This is a genomic window from Neobacillus sp. BF23-41 (assembly GCF_041106275.1).
Genome location: NZ_JBGBPR010000010.1, coordinates 117009 through 135557 on the forward strand (window position 1 = coordinate 117009; position 18549 = coordinate 135557).

Consider the following 18549-nt stretch of genomic DNA (forward strand, 5'->3'; position numbering starts at 1 on the left):
CTTACCCCTCCTTTGAATCCCAAATATAATTAATGAGGTCGACATACTCGGACATTTTGGCTATGTCAAAGCACTTGCCTTCTACCTCCAACCCAAAGCTTGTATATTCTTTCGCCATTGCTTTAATCGCATCAGTTAATTGAATCTCACCACCTACACCCGGTTTCACGTTTTCAAGATAGGAGAATATGATTGGATTAAAAATATACCTGCCAATCACAGCTAAATCCGATGGAGGTGATTCTTGCGGCTTTTCGACAATATCTTTAATTTTATATTGTGTGTTTTTGAATAGTTCTGGTTGAATCACTCCATAATTCTTTAACTGGGACGGATCCATTTTTTTAACCCCGACGATATTTCCCTTAACTTCGGTGAACATATCAATTAATTGTCTTAACGGTTCCTTTTCGTTGGGAAGAATAATTTCATCAGGAAGCATGACGGCAAAAGGTTCATTTCCTACAAATTGCTTGCCAAGAAGGATGGCCTCCCCTAATCCACGCGCATAGGTCTGCCTAACATATTGAAAATGCACATTTGGAAGACTGATTTCCTTTAATAAATGCGTCTTATTTCTTTCTTCTAAATACGTCTCTAATTCTACCGACCGATCGTAATAATCAAGGATCATATTTTTTGATCTTGATACCACAATTAGAATTTGCTCGATCCCTGAATTAATCGCTTCCTCCACTATAAAATCAAGCGCCGGCCTTCCACATATCGGCAGCATCTCCTTCGGCAAAACCTTCGTGATCGGCAAGGTTCTTGTTCCATACCCCGCTGCAGGAATGATTGCTTTCCTTACCATGTCTCTTCCCTCCTAGTGAACTAGTATTAATTTATTCCAAAAGGGAAGGGGAGGAAGGTTGTCCACCTAGAAAGGGCGGTAAAATGGGAAGGTTTCCAAGTGTGGCAGAAGAAAAAAAATCCGACCCCATGAATGGGAACCGGATTACTAATGGATTCTACTTTTCAAATAATTACCGTTTATCACTTCATTCCGAATTCCTTGCATTCACGTAATAATTAATTACCTGCAGCTCGGTGGATTGCTCAATCGACTCCACCTCCGCCTAAAAGGGAACCATTTGCTGCATACAATAGCATCTTTCCTTTGCAATATAATATCGCCAACAACTAGTTCCAGTTTATTACCATTAATATCCACTACCATACTTTCCGCTCTTTTACCAAACAAATAATCCAACAATCATCGCACTTAATAAAGATACTCCCACTCCACTGACCAACAGCTTCCAGACATTTTTTCCAATGATACTTGATTTTTCCTCACTAAGGATCGAATTAAACGTTCCATAAATCATCCCGACTGTACTAAAGTTTGCAAAGGAAGTTAAGAACGTGACGGCAACAGCGACTGTATGCGGAGCAAGTCCACTGATCTTGCCTTTTAGGTCCAACATCGCAACAAACTCATTGGTCGCTAGCTTTATTCCCATCAGTTGCGCCACATACATGGCATCATCCCCAGCTAAACCAAGCAAGAACGCGAATGGGCTAAAGATAATTGAGAAGATTTTTTGGATGGTCAACCCTTTCACAACGAATCCTAAAATCCCATTTATACCGGCGGTTAGGGCAACATAACCAATTACCATTGCCATGATGACAATGACCATTTTGACACCAACAAGCATACTGTTTGAGATAGTGGAAAAGAAATCCTTTCGCTCCTCTTTCGAAGGAACATAAACGATATCTTCCTCTTTACTCACCTCAACAGGGTTCAGCATGTTGGCAATCAAAAGCGCGTTCAAGCAATTCAACGGAATCGCCACAAATACATATGTCGCTGGAACCATTGTTAAGTAAGCCCCAATAATCGAACCGCTGATGCTGCTCATACTCATGATTCCAAACGTTAGCAGGCGATGTTCCTTTAATACGGTCAACTGCTGACGGATAACAGCCAGGGCTTCTGTATTTCCAAGAAACATCATCTGGATCGAAAAGAAACTCTCTAGCTTTGGCAATCCAGATACTTTTGAAATGAGCCAGCCCACTTTATCAATAATCCATGTTAAGATTCCGAAGTACGTTAAAATATCAAAGAATGTAATAATGAAAATAATTGGCATTAACGCACTAAAAAAGAAATCCACATGCTCGTTCGCCATCACGGATGGGAATACAAATGAAGTCCCTTCGTTCGCACAAGCAATTAACCAGTTAAAAAACGATGCTATTTTATTAATAATCCATGACCCGATTTTCGTCGATAACATAAACCAGGTGATGGCTAATTCAACAACCAACAACGTCAAAATCGATTTCCATTTAACCTTTCTTTTATTAGGCGAGCAAAAATAAATAAGAACGAGCATTACTAATACTCCAAGTACATTAAACAAAAAATACAAGTTATCAACTCCTTTGGTTTATTATTCCCAAAATGTTTATTTGTATAGAAAAAGTCGTCAACTTTGTTTGTTGAAGAGTAAAGCCGGAGAATAGAACGAACGTAGTATATTCTGGGGGAGGGTGGGAATGAATAGTGATGAAGCCTTATTACACCCTGATACGGGTGTTACATCTGGATTGTTTGTTGACCGATCATTAAATGAAATTCCTCTTTTAGATCAATTCCTAGATCAAAATCGTGTGTCGGTCTCATCTCTTCGGGACTTCAAGAAAACGGCGCGTGATTTAATTGAGCAATGTAAAAATCAGTAAGCGATTTTAATAACCCATTTAGTTCATCAATATAAATTAAATCTTTTTATCTGTAAAAAACAGTGCTAATTCATTTGCGAATTGCACTGTTAATTTTATAGATGTTTTTTGAGTTACGGATAATCCAAATGTGAAAGACTTCTCTTCCTAAACTATTAAGTTCTTAAAAACAATGTTTACAGTTGTCCAAATACAACTTTTCCTTTAAAAATAACTGCTTCGCGCTTTGGTGTTCTAGCAACTGCTTCAGCAGAACACGATGCATTTACAAGAACAAAATTTGCTTCATCGCCTACCAGAGGCCAGGTTACTTCACCGTCTTTCGTTAATGGGGTAGGTCCCCCAGTAGCATACTTTAGTGTCTGAGCTAATGCACGTTCGTCACTTTTCCGGTACAGCTCACTATATCGGGTTACCTTTTCTAAAACATCCCCTGTTCCATATGGCCCCCAAGAGTCATAGAAACCATCACACCCTAAATACACGTTTACTCCCCTTCGATCTAATAAATCAATTGGAGGCAGAGTTTTTGTAATTGGAATCGTAGACATAACCGAAATTCCTAACTTGCTCAATTTATCAGCGATTTCTTCCTGTTGTGGAACTGGTACTTCTCCTAGACTGAATGCATGGCTTACAGCCACGCGATTGTGCCATTTCGCTGCTTCTACCATTTCTGTCAATTTATCTACCGTATAAAAACCAACATGGCCGCTGTCATGCAAATGGATATCTACATCTGCATCAAATTCTGTTGCTAGATTCATCACTTCATAGAGTGATTTTTCGATATTGCGGTCAATTCCAGCTGGGTCTAACCCACCAACTAATTGGGCACCTGATCTCATTGCCTCTTTCATAAGTGGAATGACATTTTCAGTTAATAATCCATGCTGCGGGAAGGCAACAATCTCATAGGTTAGCTTATCAGTGTAATCCTCCAATGCTGTTTTTACGCCTTCTAAATTTTTCAAACCAATATAAGGGTCAATATTTACATGGGTGCGGATGTGTGTGGACCCATGTGAAAGCAGTAAGTCAATCATGGTACTTGCACGCTGTTTTGTTGTTGGCGCCAATTCCTCAAGTTCCATTGCCTCCATACGTAATCGGTCCTTCAAATTTTTTGCAGGTATAGGAGCCTTCCAATCAAGTGAAAGATAGGTTTTATCCAAATGGTTGTGCATTTCTTTAAAGGTAGGTAACGCCAAACAACATTTTCCGTCCACAGTATACTCGCCCGATGGAATGTTATAACGCAGCTTTTGCTTTTCAGCAATTTTCCCACCCTGAATTTTCAAATGGAAAAGCTCTGTCTTTGTTTCATAGACTCCTTTTTCATCTTGTACATAGCCTGTCTCTAACCGAACATTCGTCAACCAATATGAGGTAGTCATTCTTTCTCCTCCTTTATAAGTTTAAACACGCACTAGGTCTGTGTCTTCTAGTTTACTTTCAACCTTTTTCCCTTTGAAAAACAATGCTTCTACCGGTGCTCTTCTTGCGACTGCTTCTGCTGAACAAGTTGCCTTTACTAGCATCATCGTTGCATCATCGCCAACCTTTGGCCAGACACGCTCACCTTTTTCATTCAGTGGTGTTACACCGCCAGTTCCGTATTTTAGGGCAGTTGATAATGAATATTCATCACTCATGCGGAATCTTTCAGCAAGAACCCCTAGCTTTTGGATCGAGTTTCCAGTTCCAAATGGAGACCAGTGGTCTGTAATACTGTCATGTCCAACAGATACTTGAATCCCTAATTTATCAAGAGTTGGTATCGGAATTGTCGCCCGATTTATAGGAACAGTGGTGGTAACATCCATCTCTTGTTCTTTTAGAATAGCAGTGATTTCATTAAGTTCCTCACCATCCAGGTCACCTAATGCAATCCCATGGCTAATCGTGGCTCTACCTTTAAGTCCAGATTCCTTCGTATAATAAGCCATGCGTTCAAATGTAAATGCTCCTAATGTATTCGGATCATGTAAATGAATATCTACGCCCTTATTGTTTTCAACAGCAATATCAAAAATAGTGTTTAAAGATTTTTCAATGTTCCGATCCACAGTCGCAGGGTCGACGCCTCCAACTAATGTCGCGCCATTCTTCATCGCATCACGAATGAGCTGAACTGAGTCACTTTTTAATAAACCGTGCTGTGGAAAGGCAACAATCTCATAGGTAAGAACATCCTCATATTTTTTCAATGCATTGACGGTTACCTCAAGATTTTTAAGTCCAATCACTGGGTCAACATTACAATGGGTGCGAATATGGGTATGGCCGTTTTTAATAAATAGTTCAATCATTTTCTCTGCACGCTCTTGGGCTGTCGGCAGGAGCTTTGGCAGCAGTTCTTTTTCTTCTTCTAATCTGGTAAAAATGCCTTTTGTGATGGGCGTACATGCTTTCCATGGTCCACCATAATAGGTTTTATCGATATGAATATGCATATCCCTTAAGGATGGCAGCAATAGCTGACCATGAGCATCATGCTGCTTAACCTTTGTATTAGGAATTTCATTTGTAATTTCAGTAATTTTATCGCCTTCAATTTTCAAGTGGCAAATTTCTGTCTTGGTTGCGACAATTCGATCATTTTCATAAATGAAACCTTTTTCTAAGCGGACATTCGTTAACCAAAAAATTGTCATTCCTATTCCCTCCTAAGTTATTGAACTAGGAAAAGTACTTTTTTCACAAAAGTACTTTTCCTCCTTGAACACTATTCATTTCTTCATAAAGTCACTTATTTAATTACTACATCATCAATCATTAGATAGTTGGCAGCATTTAACCAAAAACCACTTACATTTTTACTATAGGCAGCCAAATGTTCATAATTTCGGATTGGAACATAAACCGCATCGTCAATCTCTTTCTGCATTACATCTTCATATAGCTTTAATCGTTTTTGCTCATCTGTTTCTTTTCGTGCTGATTCAATCATTTTGTCTACATCTGGATTACTATAGTAGAAATGGTTCCCTGCAGCTCCCTGTGATGCTGAATGGAATAAGTTATACTGGTTGTAATCTCCGTCGCCGGTTGCATTTCCCCATCCACCAATAGCCATATCGTGCTCACCTTTTTCAATCATGTCGATATAAGCACCATATTCCATTACCTGGATTTTCACATTTACTCCAATCCCTTTTAATTGCGATTGCATCACTTCAGCCATGTTAATACGTTCTTTTCGGTCACTTGTTAGTAAAGTGACATTTAATCCCTTTTCATAGCCAGCTTCTTTTAACAATTTCTTTGCTTCGTTCAAATCATAGTCATATGCTTTAACCTTATCACTGTATCCAAGCACCTTAGGGCTCATTGCTACATTGGCAAGGGTTCCAACGTTATTATAAACGCCTTTAATAATTGCTTCTCTTTCAATGCCGTGGCTGATTGCCTTACGAACTCTTACATCATCAAATGGTTTTTTCTTTGTGTTAAATCCAAGATATTCAACAGCTAGTCCTTCTGTACGATAGAGTCCCATTTTGTCAGAAGCTTCAATGCGCTCAATCTCGGTTACAGGCACTTGGTCATTAATATGCGCCTCACCTGTTTCAATCATAGCTAGGCGGGTTGCATCTTCAGGAACGACTTTGAATACTACTCTATCAATATTTGGTTTCTTCCCCCAGTAGTTTTCATTTCTCTTTAATGAAATTTCTTGTCCAGTCTTCCATGATTCAAACACAAATGGACCTGTACCAACTGGGTGCTGTGATAATGTATCCGGGTTTTCTGTAAGTGCTTTGGGACTAATAATACTACCTTCTTGGCTGGCTAAAATAGATAGCAGTGGAGCATAAGGATATTCAAGTAATAATTGAACTGTATAATCATCCACAACTTTTACTTCCTTAATCATTGAGAACTTCTCGCGTTGCGGTGATTCTGTTTTTGGATCTAACATACGATCAAATGTTGTTTTAACAGCTTCAGCATTGAATGGTGCTCCATCATGGAATTTAACGCCCTCTTGTAATTTAAATTCCCAAGTTGTGTCATTTACGACTTTCCATTCTTTCGCTAACAGTGGTTGAATTTTGAAGTTCTTATCTGGTGCAATTAGTGTCTGATAAACTTTCTGATAAATGATATTCGCAGAAGGAATATCTGTGATAAAATGCGGATCAAGCTTTGTAGCATCTGAAAGTCTTACAACTGTTAATGTACCGCCTTGTTTGGATGCTTCCTTTTTGCTTGCCTTATCAGTTGAAGAAGTTGATTTTGTAGAACAAGCTTGAGCAAAAATCATCATTAAGCCGATTAGAACAAATAGTAGTCCCCTATTAATACTGCGTCCTTTTTTCTCCATTTTTTTATGCTCCCTTATTTTGTTATTTTGTAAATTCTGACCTTTCATTCGTGTATCCACCATCCCTCCGCTAGTACATATCTGCATTATAAAAGACAATCGACAATAATATTTACAGAATATTTACTTAAATTTTAACTATATTGACATATTATTTAAAAAATATTTACTTTTCACCTAATTTTGATAATTTGTAATTAACCCAATAAAAAGTCTGAAAGTTTAGAAGGGGGTCCACAGCAACGATAAATTACACCTTATCTTTCAAAAAAATTAAAATAAGGAGGGTTTTACATGCCAGTTGAAGTAAACACTGAAAAACCAATTGTAATCAAACAAACAATTAATCTACCGAAACAATCTAAATTAAAAGACTTCCTTTCTATTTTAATGGTTAATAAAGCAGCGATGGTCGGTGCAATTATTATCCTCTTTTACATTTTTATCGGATTATTTGCACCGCTCTTAGCCCCATACAATCCATATGAAATTATATTAGAAAATAAATTACTGCCTCCATCGAGTGATCACTGGATGGGAACCGATGATAAAGGGAGAGATATATTAAGTCGTATTCTGTATGGCTCAAGACTTTCGATGGGTGTCGGTTTTGCTGCTGTAGCCTTTGGCTCATTCTTCGGAATCATTTTTGGACTAGTTGCCGGCTATTATGGAAAATGGGTTGATTCGTTCATTATGCGATTAATGGACGTCATGCTCGCCTTTCCTGGAATCTTACTAGCATTAGCCATCATAAGTGCTCTAGGACCAGGTCTGATTAATGTTACGATTGCGGTTGGAGCATTTTCCGTTCCGTTATTTGCACGAATTGTCCGCGGTTCTACATTAGAAGTGAACCGTCTCGAGTATATCGACGCCATTCGGTCGCTTGGCGCAAATGATTTTACAATTATTTCCAAACATATTTTACCGAATATTCTTTCTCCAATTATTGTCCAAGGGACATTACGTCTTGCGACGGCGATTTTATCAGCTGCAGGCTTATCGTTTCTTGGTCTTGGCGCACAGCCTCCTTCTCCGGAATGGGGAACGATGCTAAGTAATGGAAGGGATTTCTTATTCTCTGCGCCATACATTGCGATTTTTCCAGGTCTAGCAATTTCTATCCTCGTTTTAGGTTTTAATATCTTTGGTGATGGATTACGCGATGCTTTTGATCCAAGAATGAAAAAGTAAAATTTAAGGAGGTTAGCAGATGTTGATGTTTATTTTACGCCGTTTAATACAAACGATCCCAGTAGTAATTGGGGTAACTTTTGTCGTATTTTTTATCATGCAACTAGTTCCCGGTGATCCTGCTGTTTTGCTTGCAGGTGAAGGAGCATCAAAAGAAACAGTTAATGCCATTCGCGAGCAATTGGGGTTAAACCGGCCATTACTGGTTCAATATTTTGACTACCTTTTGAATGTTTTTCAAGGAGACTTTGGTAATTCACTTAAGAATAGCCAGCCAGTACTTGATGAAATAATGGTTAGACTACCGATCACAATGGAGTTAGCATTTTTTAGTATCATTATCACAATCGTTTTAGGTATGGCAGCGGGAATTATTTCAGCGGTTAAACCTTATTCACTTACAGACACAAGTGTTATGTTAGTTGCCTTACTTGGAATTTCCTTACCGAGCTTTTGGTTTGGTTTAATGATGATGTATTTCTTCTCCGTAAAACTGCAAATTCTTCCGGTTGCAGGATGGGATAGTATCCTTCACGTCATCCTTCCTGCTCTAACATTAGGAGCAGGAGGTGCAGCAATTGTTGCCCGGATGACTCGTTCCAGTATGCTTGAAGTCATCAGGCAAGATTATATCCGTACAGCGCGAGCAAAAGGACTGCGCGAACATGTCATTATTTATAAGCACGCATTACGGAATGCCTTAATTCCAGTAATAACGGTTGTTGGTTTACAGTTTGGTGCTCTGCTTGGCGGAACTGTATTAGTTGAATCCATCTTTGCGATTAACGGACTTGGCAGAATGATAGTTGATGCTATTCGAATGCGGGATTTACCAGTGGTTCAAGGGGGAGTTTTAGCTGCCTCGCTAATCTTTGTTATCGTGAACTTATTTGTGGACGTATTCTATCGGTTCTTTAATAAACGAATTGAACTAAATTAACGGGTGGTGAATAATGGTGAGCGAGAAAAACAATCCAATTTTAGAAGTAAAAGGATTAAAAACACATTTCTTTACAAAACATGGTGTAAGTAAAGCCGTTGACGGTATTGATTTTACCCTTCGAAAGGGAGAGACTTTAGGTATTGTCGGAGAATCAGGCTGTGGAAAAAGTATGACATCTCTTTCCATATTACGACTAATCCCCTCCCCTCCAGGGAAAATTGCCGGCGGGCAGGTGCTTTATAAAGGGAAAGATTTAGTAACACTCTCAGAGGATGCAATGAGGAAAATCCGTGGAAACGAAATCTCGATGATTTTCCAAGAACCGATGACATCATTAAATCCGGTAATTCCTGTTGGAGAACAAATTGCTGAAGCATTAAGATTGCATCAAGGTATGAGAAAAAAGGAAGCGTGGATTAAGGCCGTTGAAATGCTTAAGCTTGTGGGAATACCCTCTCCTGAAAAAAGGGCAAAACAAGAACCATTCCAATTAAGTGGCGGTATGCGCCAGCGTGTAATGATTGCGATGGCACTTGCCTGTACTCCAGAAGTGTTAATTGCCGATGAACCAACAACAGCCTTAGATGTAACCATTCAAGCACAAATATTAGAGCTGATTAAAGATTTACAAAAAAAGATAGGTATGGGCGTTATTATGATTACACATGATTTAGGAGTTGTTTCTGAAACATGTGATAAAGTTGCAGTTATGTATGCTGGCAATATAATTGAACATGCGCCAACTGAAAAGATTTTTACAAATCCAAGGCACCCCTATACACAAGGATTGTTAAATTCTTTACCGAAGATCCATGAGGACCAAGAAGAATTGCAAACGATCGAAGGGAGTGTACCAAGTCCGTATAATTTGCCGACAGGCTGCCGTTTTGCTTCAAGGTGCCCCTATCAGAAACCTTTGTGTCACTTGCAGAAGCCTGATTTAATTGAACAAAATGATGGTGTTAAAGTACGTTGTTGGATGTACACGGACGAATGGACGAGACATGTGGAAAAAGAGGGGGCTGTTAAATAATGGTGACTGCTACAGAGAAAAAAGTATTATTAAAAGTGGACCATTTGAAACAATATTTCCCTGTTAAATCAGAATCCATTTTTAAACCAAAGGCATTTGTAAAAGCAGTTGACGACATTTCTTTTCACCTATACGAAGGAGAAACATTAAGTATTGTTGGGGAATCTGGCTGCGGTAAATCAACTACAGGACGAGCGATTTTACGGCTCGATGAACCAACAGACGGAAATGTATATTACTCTGGTAAAGACATTTTAAGCCTTAATAATAAAGAGATGAGAAAGCTTAGAGGAGACTTGCAAGTAATTTTCCAAGATCCTTTTGCCTCACTTAACCCCCGTCAAACGGTAAAGCATATTCTAAATGAAGCAATGGCCATTCAAAATGTCGTTGAAAAACCGAAAAGGATGGAAAGAATGTTAGAATTACTGGGGTATGTCGGACTACCCCAAGAAGCACTTGATCGCTATCCCCATGAATTTAGTGGAGGGCAGCGTCAGCGAATTGGGATTGCCCGTGCACTTGCAGTCGATCCTAAATTAATTATTTGTGACGAAGCAGTATCTGCTTTGGATGTTTCCATCCAAGCCCAAATCCTAAATCTATTAAAAAAACTACAAAATCAGTTTCAGCTTACCTTTTTATTCATCTCGCACGATTTGAGTGTAGTAAGGCATATCTCTGACCGAGTAATGGTTATGTATTTAGGAAAGATCGTTGAGATTGCTGACAAAAAGGAGCTATTCGATTCACCGCTTCATCCATATACAAAGGCATTGTTATCATCAATTCCGGTGCCTAATCCAGTCCTAAAAAGGGAACGTGTCATTTTAAAAGGAGATGTCCCTTCCCCTATTGACCCTCCAAGCGGATGCCGTTTCCATACACGCTGTCCGTTTGCGACGGAGAAGTGTAAATTAGAGGAACCTGCCTTAAGAGAAGTAGCTGAGAATCATTTTGTCAGCTGCCATTTTGCAGAGCAACTTTCGCAATAAAGTTATATTAGAAATAAAAAACTTTATAAAATATCATATTAATAAAGGGAGAATTTATAGACTCCCTTTTTCTACCTCTAAAGGAGAATCTCGTTTAATGCTTAATATTGAAGCTTTCTCCATCTACATTATGCTATGTGTCTTAGCCCCTTTACTAGGTGCATTTACTTTGCTGTTTTTATTTATATTTGAAAAACGAATTGATCTTTTAGAAAAGCAAACACGGGAAATTGCTCTCGAGAAAGAACTGCAAACAGCCCTTTATAATCAATTAAATCAGGAAATCCAACCACATTTCCTCTTTAATACATTAAATTCCATTTTAAGCCTTGCAAGATTAGAGAGAAAAACAGAATTAATTCACTCGATTGAAACCCTTTCAAGATTGCTTAAGTTTAAATATAAGACAAATACACCTTTAATAACAATTAATGAGGAATTATCCTATATAAATTATTATTTGGAAATACAAAAAATAAGGTTCCGAGACAGACTTCATTACGAAATATCCATGGATTCAACAGTAGGACAGGCTGTTATCATCCCTTTTTTAATTCAAACTCTTGTCGAGAACGCCTTTAAGCATTCATTTGACAAACATATTGGTGAGGCTTTTTTAAAAATTATTATTGAAAAGAACGAGAAGGAAGTTTATGTAACTGTCTGGAACAATGCCTTAGAAGGGCAGGTGGTCCAATCTCATAAAGATGGACTTGGTTTAGATAATATTGCAAAAAGGCTTGATCTTCTCTTTCAAGGAGAGCGGACTTCAGTAAACTTAATACCTACAGAAGATGGTACCAGTGTTTTAGCTGTTTTCCCATTTGTACTAGGATAGGGGTGCATCCAAATGAATATTCTTTTAGTAGATGATGAACCACTTGAATTAGAACTGCTCGAATATTTAATTCAAAAAAAGTTTCCAAACTGGAAGTTTTTTAAGGCTTTAGATGCTTCACAAGCCATTCAAATCATCAAACAACATGAAATCTTTCTAGCATTTCTTGATATACAACTCCCAGGTAAATCAGGTTTGGAATTAGCGATGGAACTCACACGCTCTTATTCAATGGATATTATCATGGTTACTGCTTTTCAGAATTTTGAATATGCTCAAATCTCGATAAGAATTGGGGTTGTTGATTATATTACGAAGCCTGTCATTGAAGAAGAGCTTTTGAACGTATTAAGCAGGTATGAGCGATTGGGACGATATACGGAGCAAATCGTAAACGCTTTACAAATTATACATCAGGAATATAGTGAAAAATTAACATTAAATTATTTAGCTTCAAAGATTCACATTAACCCTGCATATTTAAGCAGAAAATTTCACGAAGAAGTAGGGATGGGCTTCTCTGAATATTTAAATGATTATCGTTTAAAGGAAGCTCAAAAAATGTTAATTAATAATCCTGATTTAAGCATTAGCACGATTTCAGAAAGATGTGGATTCAATAGCCAGCATTACTTTAGTCAAATCTTTCGGAAATTGACTGGACAATCACCGAGTGACTATCGATTAAAGGAGACATACCGTTGAATAGAAGTTCTTATCAATTATATATAAGCGGTGCGATAAAATTGGGGGTAGGCTTTGGGGTTGTTAGTCTATTAGCGAGGTGGATAACTGGCAATACGATCCTCTCTTCTCCAGAAACATTAATTAAATACGGATTAACTGGTGGAATTGGCTATTCTTTAATGGGGGCTTTAGCGCTCATATTGTTTGGATTTTTAGCCAAAGTCATTAGAGAAAAATTTCCCGATGAGCAAACGATTGGAGATGTACTGAGAAAAAAATTATCACCAAGCGGCTACTGGTATGTCATTACAATTCTTTTCATTACCAGCCTGCATTCCTTATTTATCCAAGCAATGGGAGCGGGAATTCTCATTCATATCCTGTTCCCTATGCCTGTTTTTATAGGAATGCTATTGTTTTTAGGCTTTTGTTTTTTTGTAGGCGGTGTTGGTGGAATGCAGCGGCTGCACCAGTTATCAGGTGTTAATGTCTCATTGATCTTCGGCGCTGTTTTAGTCATTCCTGTTTATTTTTATATTCAGGAAGGTGTCCATCCTGTTTATGAAGGGATTAAGCTTTTTCATCCTTATATTTTATTCTATAAAAATACAGATTCGATTTTGTTTATTTTCACAGCGATTTTGATTGGCTTTGGACAGGTCATAATTGATCGAGCAACATGGCAGAGATTATTTATCATCAAAAAGGAAAAAGTTCAAATGACCTTTACTCTAGCAGGAGTAATATGGGCCACAATCCCACTAGCTCTAACCTCCCTGCTAATGATTATTATGTTTGGCAGAAGCTATAAAGATATTTATTCGTTACTGTTTGAACTTGTTGATAAAATACAATCAACCATGCTAATTGTTTTATTTGTTTTATTTTGCTTTAGTGCGATTTCGTCAGCAATTAGTGCAGAATTACATGCGACGACAACCTTGGTTGTAAAAAATATTATTGAATTATTTCGTCCTTTATCTGACCATGATAGATGGAAATTCACTTATATATTTTCAGGAAGTATTTGTATATGTTTACTAATAATCGTGAGTATTTTTAAACCTACTCCGCTACAATTATTGTTTTTCTCTGGGAATATTTACGCTGCCATCATTATACCGATGTTATTTATAATTCTAAGTAACAAATCGATTCCAGCAATCATCCCCTTTTCCTCTTTGATTGGTGCCTTGGGGGGCTATATATTTATTCCGATGAATAATAACTTAACGATCATCTGGATAAGCTTCATAATTTCTGGTGTTGTTTGTCTATTGGTTTTTATTTTCCAAACAGTATCCACTAGGATAACGCATTAATAGAAGATTGGAGGGAAGCAACATTGGGAGAAAAGCAAGTCATCCTTGATGATTCGTTCTCGGATAACACAGACTTATTACCAACAAAACTGGAAGCTAGAACATGGAAGTTTAGCCATTACTTCTCCATTTGGATAGGTTCGGTTCATAATGTTCCATCCTATGTTACCATTGGCGGTTTCTTTGCGTTAGGATTATCCATATGGCAGGTATTTTTTATCATTATGATTTCATCGATAATACTCGCCGGAATGATGGCATTGAATGGTCATGCAGGGGGGAAATATGGAATCCCTTTCTCAATCCTGCTCCGTACCAGTTTTGGTCGCAAAGGAGCAATTATTCCAGGGGTATTAAGGGGGATAATCGCAGCCATTATGTGGTTCGGTCTGCAAACGTATGCTGGAAGCCTTGCCGTAACTATCTTAATTGCAGAATTTTGGGAGCCCTATCCAACGTTAGGAGCAGATTGGAGTTTTTTAGGATTATCTTTAGCTAACCTTATATCCCTTCTCCTCTTTTGGATGATTAATGTCTTTTTTATTTTTGCAGGGGTAGATGCCTTAGGAAAGTTAACTAAGCTACTCTCTCCATTGGTATTTGTCGTTTTTGGCGGAATGTCCATTTGGGCAATTAATTTAGCAGGTGGAATCATCCCAATCTTAAACTTTAGCGAGAAAGGTGTAGAAGGAAATAGTATTTTGATTATCCTAAGCTGTATTTCAGTGATATTAGCAACATGGGTGGCACAAATACTAAGCGTTTCTGATGTTACAAGGTATTCTCGCACCAATAAAGGCCAGTCATGCGGACAAATTGTTGGACTTCTAATTACCTATTTATTGTTTGCTGTTGCAAGTATTACCATCATCGTTGGGTCTGAAATTGCTTTCGGAGTTCCAATCTGGAATGTACTTGAAGTGATTAATCGATTTGATAGCAAATTTGCCATTATCCTTTCTCTACTTACCATTTGTTTAACGACATTATCTGTAAACATTGTGGGTAACATTATCCCTGCAGGGTATCAACTGGCCTCCTTTTCCCCGAAAAGATTAAACTTTAAATCTGGTGCCTTCATTGGTACCATTATTGGATTACTGATTATGCCCTGGAAGCTGATGGAGAGCCCTACAAGCATTTTTACTTTTTTAAATATGATTGGTGGAATGTTAAGCCCTGTAATTGGTGTGATGCTTGCGGATTATTTTATTATCAAGAAAAGAGAAATCAATTTACAAGAATTATATTTTCCAAATAGTAAGGGCCGTTTCTCAAACGGAGTAAACTGGCCTGCGCTGCTTACCACTCTATTCGCTGGGTGTATTAGCATGATTGGTAGATTTATTGATATCCTTGAGCCGATTTATAATATTTCGTGGTTTACTGGGATAATCGTTTCAGTCGTCCTGTATTTACTATTTATTTATTTGAGCAAACTGTTACACATCGGTAGAACAGATAAGGATTTGGCAAGTATATCAAAAGGGGGATGATATTTTCATCCCCCTTTTCTATTAATATCTAGCTAATGGAACCTGAAACCAAGTTACCTTGATAAAAGACTGCCTTACGGTTTGAACGTCTGGCAACTAATTCGGCAGAACAACTTGCTTCTACTAAAATCATATTGGCTGCATCCCCTTCTTTTGGCCATTGCTTTCTGCCATCTTTGTCTAAAGGTGTCAAACCACCAGTAATATATTTTAATGCTTGAGAGAGAGAAACTTCATCTGTCCATCGACACCGTTCAATTAGTCGGCCAACCCTTTCAAGAACGTCTCCATTTCCAGTCGGCCACCACGAATCAAAAATATTATCGTTTCCTACGGCCACATTAACACCACATTCTGATAGCAGGCTTACTGGAGGTATGTTTCTACCAATTGGGAGGCTCGTAACAATCGAAATACCTGCCTCCCTTAATAACTCTGCCATTTCTATGGCCTCTTCCCTTGATACATCTCCAAGCCCAAAGGCATGACTGATTGCTACTCTTCCTTCCCAGCCTGCTTGCTTTGTTAAATAGGCAAGACGTTTCATTGTAAAAGTACCTAAGTGACCAGGATCATGTAAATGCAAATCAATATCGGCATCACCTTCAACTGCTAAATCCATTAACTGTACCAATGATGCTTCAATATTATTGTCGACCGTTGCTGGATCGACAGCTCCGACAATCCCTGCTCCATTTCTCAAGGCTTCCCTTACAAGCTCTACTGTTCCTGGACGGAGCAAGCCATGCTGGGCAAACGCAACAATTTCAGAGCTTATTTTATTGGAATAAGATTCTAGAGCGTGCTGAACACCTTCTAAATTCTGCAATTTCACCTCAGGATATATATCAACGTGCGTTCTGACATGGGTGGATCCGTATGATAGTAATACTTCAAGCAAGGCTTCAGCACGTTTTTGTGTGCTAGATGAGATAGAAGCTAGGATATTCTTTTCAATATCACAGCGTTCAATTACGCCTGAAGCAGGGATACAAGCCCGCCATTTATCACCCATATAGGTTTTATCGAGGTGAACATGCTTTTCGATGAAAGAAGGAAGCAAAAGCATTCCTTTTGCATCTATTACAGGTAACCCAAATTCAAATGGCTCAGAAGGTTTTATTATTTTTGAAATTTTCCCATCCTCTATTAATAAATGACACATCTCAGTCATAGTTCCTACAACTCTTCCATTTTCTTCATTGTACCCTGTTTCTATATGTGCATTCTTTAACCAATACTTGTTATTCATTTCTATTCATCCTTTCATTGTTAACTACCACGATAAAAGAGGTTACCCAAAATGGATATCCCTCTTGTAAGCTGTATCTTATTGGATTGACACATCATTTATTTCTAAATAGCCTGATGGACTAATAGAAAAACCTTTTACGTCTTTTCCAACAGCCGCTAAATTTTCAATAACTCGAACAGGAATATAAACTGCCTCTTTCATTTCTATTTCTTGTGACTGCGCATATAGTTCTTTTCGTTTTTCTTGGTCTTTTTCACTGCGTGCATCTTCTATTAAACTATCGACCTCTTTATTACTATAAAAGAAGGTATTCCCCGCTCCACCCTGCGAGCTTGTATGGAAAAGGTTATACTGATTATAATCAGCATCACCGGTAGCATTTCTCCAGCTAAGGATAAACATCTCAGAGTCACCCTTATTTACTTGGTCAACAAACGTACCGTACTCCAACACCTGTATTTTTATTTTGACACCAATACCTTTTAACTGTGATTGCAGTACTTCAGCCATGTTCACTCTTTCTTTGCTATCCATCGTTTTAAGTGTAACTTCAAAACCATTTGGATAACCTGCTTCAGCTAGTAATCTCTTTGCTTCATTTAGGTTATATTTATACGATTCCATATTAGGATGGTAACCGAAAACCTTTGAGCCTAATAAGGAATTAGCCCTTTTTCCCACATTATTATAGACACCTTTCATAATGGAATCCATTTCAACCGCATGAGCGATGGCCTTTCGAACCTTTTCATCATTAAATGGTTTCTTTTGAACATTAAAGCCAATATACTCTGTTCCATATCCTTCACTACGGTAAACATCGATTGCTTGGGAAGCCTTTACGGTATCCATCATTGGTACAGAAAGGGGTTCAGCTATTTGAGCTTCACCTGTTTCTAGCATGGAGATTCTAGTTGTTTCCTCAGGTACAACCTTAAATACGACTTTATCGACCTTCGCCTTATCTCCCCAATAACTATTGTTGTTTGTTAATACAATTTCTTGTCCAGGTGTCCATGATTTGAAAACAAATGGACCTGTCCCATTTGGTTCTTTAATAATGCTTTTCCCGTATTTCTCGATCGTTTTTGGACTAATAATCCCGCCTTCATGACTAGCCAAAATAGAGAGTAATGGAGCAAACGGCTCTGTTAAAATAAAATGAACGGTGTAGTCATCAATTACCTTTACTTCTTTTACCATTTTAAAAACAATAGCTCTAGGAGATGCCACCTTTGGATCTAAAAGTCGATCAAAGGTAGCTTTTACAGCATTGGCATTAAAAGCTGACCCATCATGAAATTTAACACCTTTTCGTAATTTAAACTCCCATGTCGTATCATCCAGTTGTTCCCACTTTTCCGCCAGCAATGGCTGGATTTCAGCATTATGATCACGACCAACTAACCCTTCATAGATTTTGCGATGGGTCACACTTGCGGCATTGATGGTTGACATAAACTGTTGGTCTAAGTTTTCAACATCTGACAATCGGGCAATCACTAATGTACCCCCATCCTTAGACTCTGTGTTTTTACCATTGCTTTTTGTGCTGACATCTTTACTTGTCGAACAGCCGGTAATGACAAACACCATCAACATTATCAGAAAAAATCTACCTAACCCCCAATTTTTTACCATGGAATCTACCTCCTGAATATTTTTATTATCTTTATAACCGTTTGTCTAATTATAAAAAATATTCAGATAATTTTATTTCGAATATTTTTACTTTATTTTTCAATATCTTTAC

The 18549-nt window shown here is 38.0% G+C and carries 15 protein-coding genes and 1 pseudogene; 9 read left to right on the top strand and 7 right to left on the bottom strand.

The genetic code is table 11. From position 1 onward, the window contains the following. Window position 1 precedes the first annotated feature (1 nt). Both AB7942_RS16480 and AB7942_RS16485 read right to left on the bottom strand, forming a co-directional pair. Window positions 2–814: a UTP--glucose-1-phosphate uridylyltransferase gene (locus AB7942_RS16480; protein ID WP_369447698.1), complete on the bottom strand. Its 813-nt coding sequence runs from the start codon at window positions 812–814 to the stop codon at window positions 2–4. A 379-nt stretch (window positions 815–1193) separates the two neighbouring features. Further along, window positions 1194–2387, bottom strand: coding sequence for a nucleoside transporter C-terminal domain-containing protein (locus tag AB7942_RS16485; RefSeq protein WP_335399639.1), 1194 nt, complete (start codon window positions 2385–2387; stop codon window positions 1194–1196). A 205-nt stretch (window positions 2388–2592) separates the two neighbouring features. On the opposite strand from AB7942_RS16485, the pseudogene AB7942_RS30555 reads away from it, so the two are divergent. Beyond that, window positions 2593–2691 (top strand): annotated as a pseudogene (locus AB7942_RS30555) (DUF2935 domain-containing protein); the annotation flags it as partial. A 185-nt stretch (window positions 2692–2876) separates the two neighbouring features. Here AB7942_RS30555 and AB7942_RS16495 read toward each other — a convergent pair. The 3 genes from AB7942_RS16495 to AB7942_RS16505 form a co-directional block, all read right to left on the bottom strand. Beyond that, window positions 2877–4097, bottom strand: a complete 1221-nt coding sequence (locus tag AB7942_RS16495) for an amidohydrolase (protein WP_369447699.1) — start codon at window positions 4095–4097, stop codon at window positions 2877–2879. Window positions 4098–4118: 21 nt separating this feature from the next. Beyond that, the gene (locus tag AB7942_RS16500; protein ID WP_369447700.1) at window positions 4119–5357 is read right to left on the bottom strand and encodes an amidohydrolase family protein; all 1239 of its coding nucleotides are present in this window, start codon (window positions 5355–5357) and stop codon (window positions 4119–4121) included. A gap of 95 nt (window positions 5358–5452) precedes the next feature. Further along, the gene (locus AB7942_RS16505) at window positions 5453–7030 is read right to left on the bottom strand and encodes a glutathione ABC transporter substrate-binding protein (protein ID WP_369447701.1); all 1578 of its coding nucleotides are present in this window, start codon (window positions 7028–7030) and stop codon (window positions 5453–5455) included. Between the two features lie 294 nt (window positions 7031–7324). Between AB7942_RS16505 and AB7942_RS16510 the strand changes: the two genes are divergently transcribed. The 8 genes from AB7942_RS16510 to ncs1 all read left to right on the top strand — a co-directional run bounded on the left by AB7942_RS16510 (window position 7325) and on the right by ncs1 (window position 15541). Continuing rightward, entirely contained in the window at window positions 7325–8227 is a 903-nt protein-coding gene (locus AB7942_RS16510; RefSeq protein WP_369447702.1) for an ABC transporter permease, read from the top strand. Window positions 8228–8246: 19 nt separating this feature from the next. Continuing rightward, window positions 8247–9167 carry a nickel ABC transporter permease gene (gene nikB, locus AB7942_RS16515; RefSeq protein WP_168241831.1) on the top strand — a complete coding sequence of 307 codons (921 nt, stop codon included), beginning with the start codon at window positions 8247–8249 and terminating at the stop codon, window positions 9165–9167. 13 nt (window positions 9168–9180) lie between these two features. Continuing rightward, complete coding sequence (locus AB7942_RS16520) at window positions 9181–10203, top strand: ABC transporter ATP-binding protein (RefSeq protein WP_369447703.1); 1023 nt, start codon at window positions 9181–9183, stop codon at window positions 10201–10203. Further along, entirely contained in the window at window positions 10203–11198 is a 996-nt protein-coding gene (locus AB7942_RS16525; protein WP_369447704.1) for an ABC transporter ATP-binding protein, read from the top strand. The genes AB7942_RS16520 and AB7942_RS16525 overlap by 1 nt, the downstream gene beginning before the upstream one ends. Before the next feature lie 97 nt (window positions 11199–11295). Continuing rightward, on the top strand, window positions 11296–12036 hold the full coding sequence (locus AB7942_RS16530) for a sensor histidine kinase (RefSeq protein WP_369447705.1): 741 nt from the start codon (window positions 11296–11298) through the stop codon (window positions 12034–12036). Between the two features lie 12 nt (window positions 12037–12048). Continuing rightward, window positions 12049–12741 (top strand): response regulator transcription factor, encoded by a 693-nt coding sequence (locus tag AB7942_RS16535; protein WP_088085325.1) that lies wholly within the window; start codon window positions 12049–12051, stop codon window positions 12739–12741. Continuing rightward, complete coding sequence (locus tag AB7942_RS16540; RefSeq protein ID WP_369447706.1) at window positions 12738–14045, top strand: SLC5/6 family protein; 1308 nt, start codon at window positions 12738–12740, stop codon at window positions 14043–14045. The genes AB7942_RS16535 and AB7942_RS16540 overlap by 4 nt, the downstream gene beginning before the upstream one ends. Window positions 14046–14068: 23 nt before the next feature. Beyond that, window positions 14069–15541: an NCS1 family nucleobase:cation symporter gene (gene ncs1, locus AB7942_RS16545; RefSeq protein ID WP_369447707.1), complete on the top strand. Its 1473-nt coding sequence runs from the start codon at window positions 14069–14071 to the stop codon at window positions 15539–15541. Window positions 15542–15569: 28 nt separating this feature from the next. On the opposite strand, the gene AB7942_RS16550 is transcribed toward ncs1, so the two are convergent. Then, a complete protein-coding gene (locus tag AB7942_RS16550; RefSeq protein ID WP_369447708.1) occupies window positions 15570–16793 on the bottom strand; it encodes an amidohydrolase in 1224 nt (407 codons plus the stop codon). Between the two features lie 78 nt (window positions 16794–16871). Beyond that, the gene (locus AB7942_RS16555) at window positions 16872–18437 is read right to left on the bottom strand and encodes a glutathione ABC transporter substrate-binding protein (RefSeq protein WP_369447709.1); all 1566 of its coding nucleotides are present in this window, start codon (window positions 18435–18437) and stop codon (window positions 16872–16874) included. Window positions 18438–18549 lie beyond the last annotated feature (112 nt).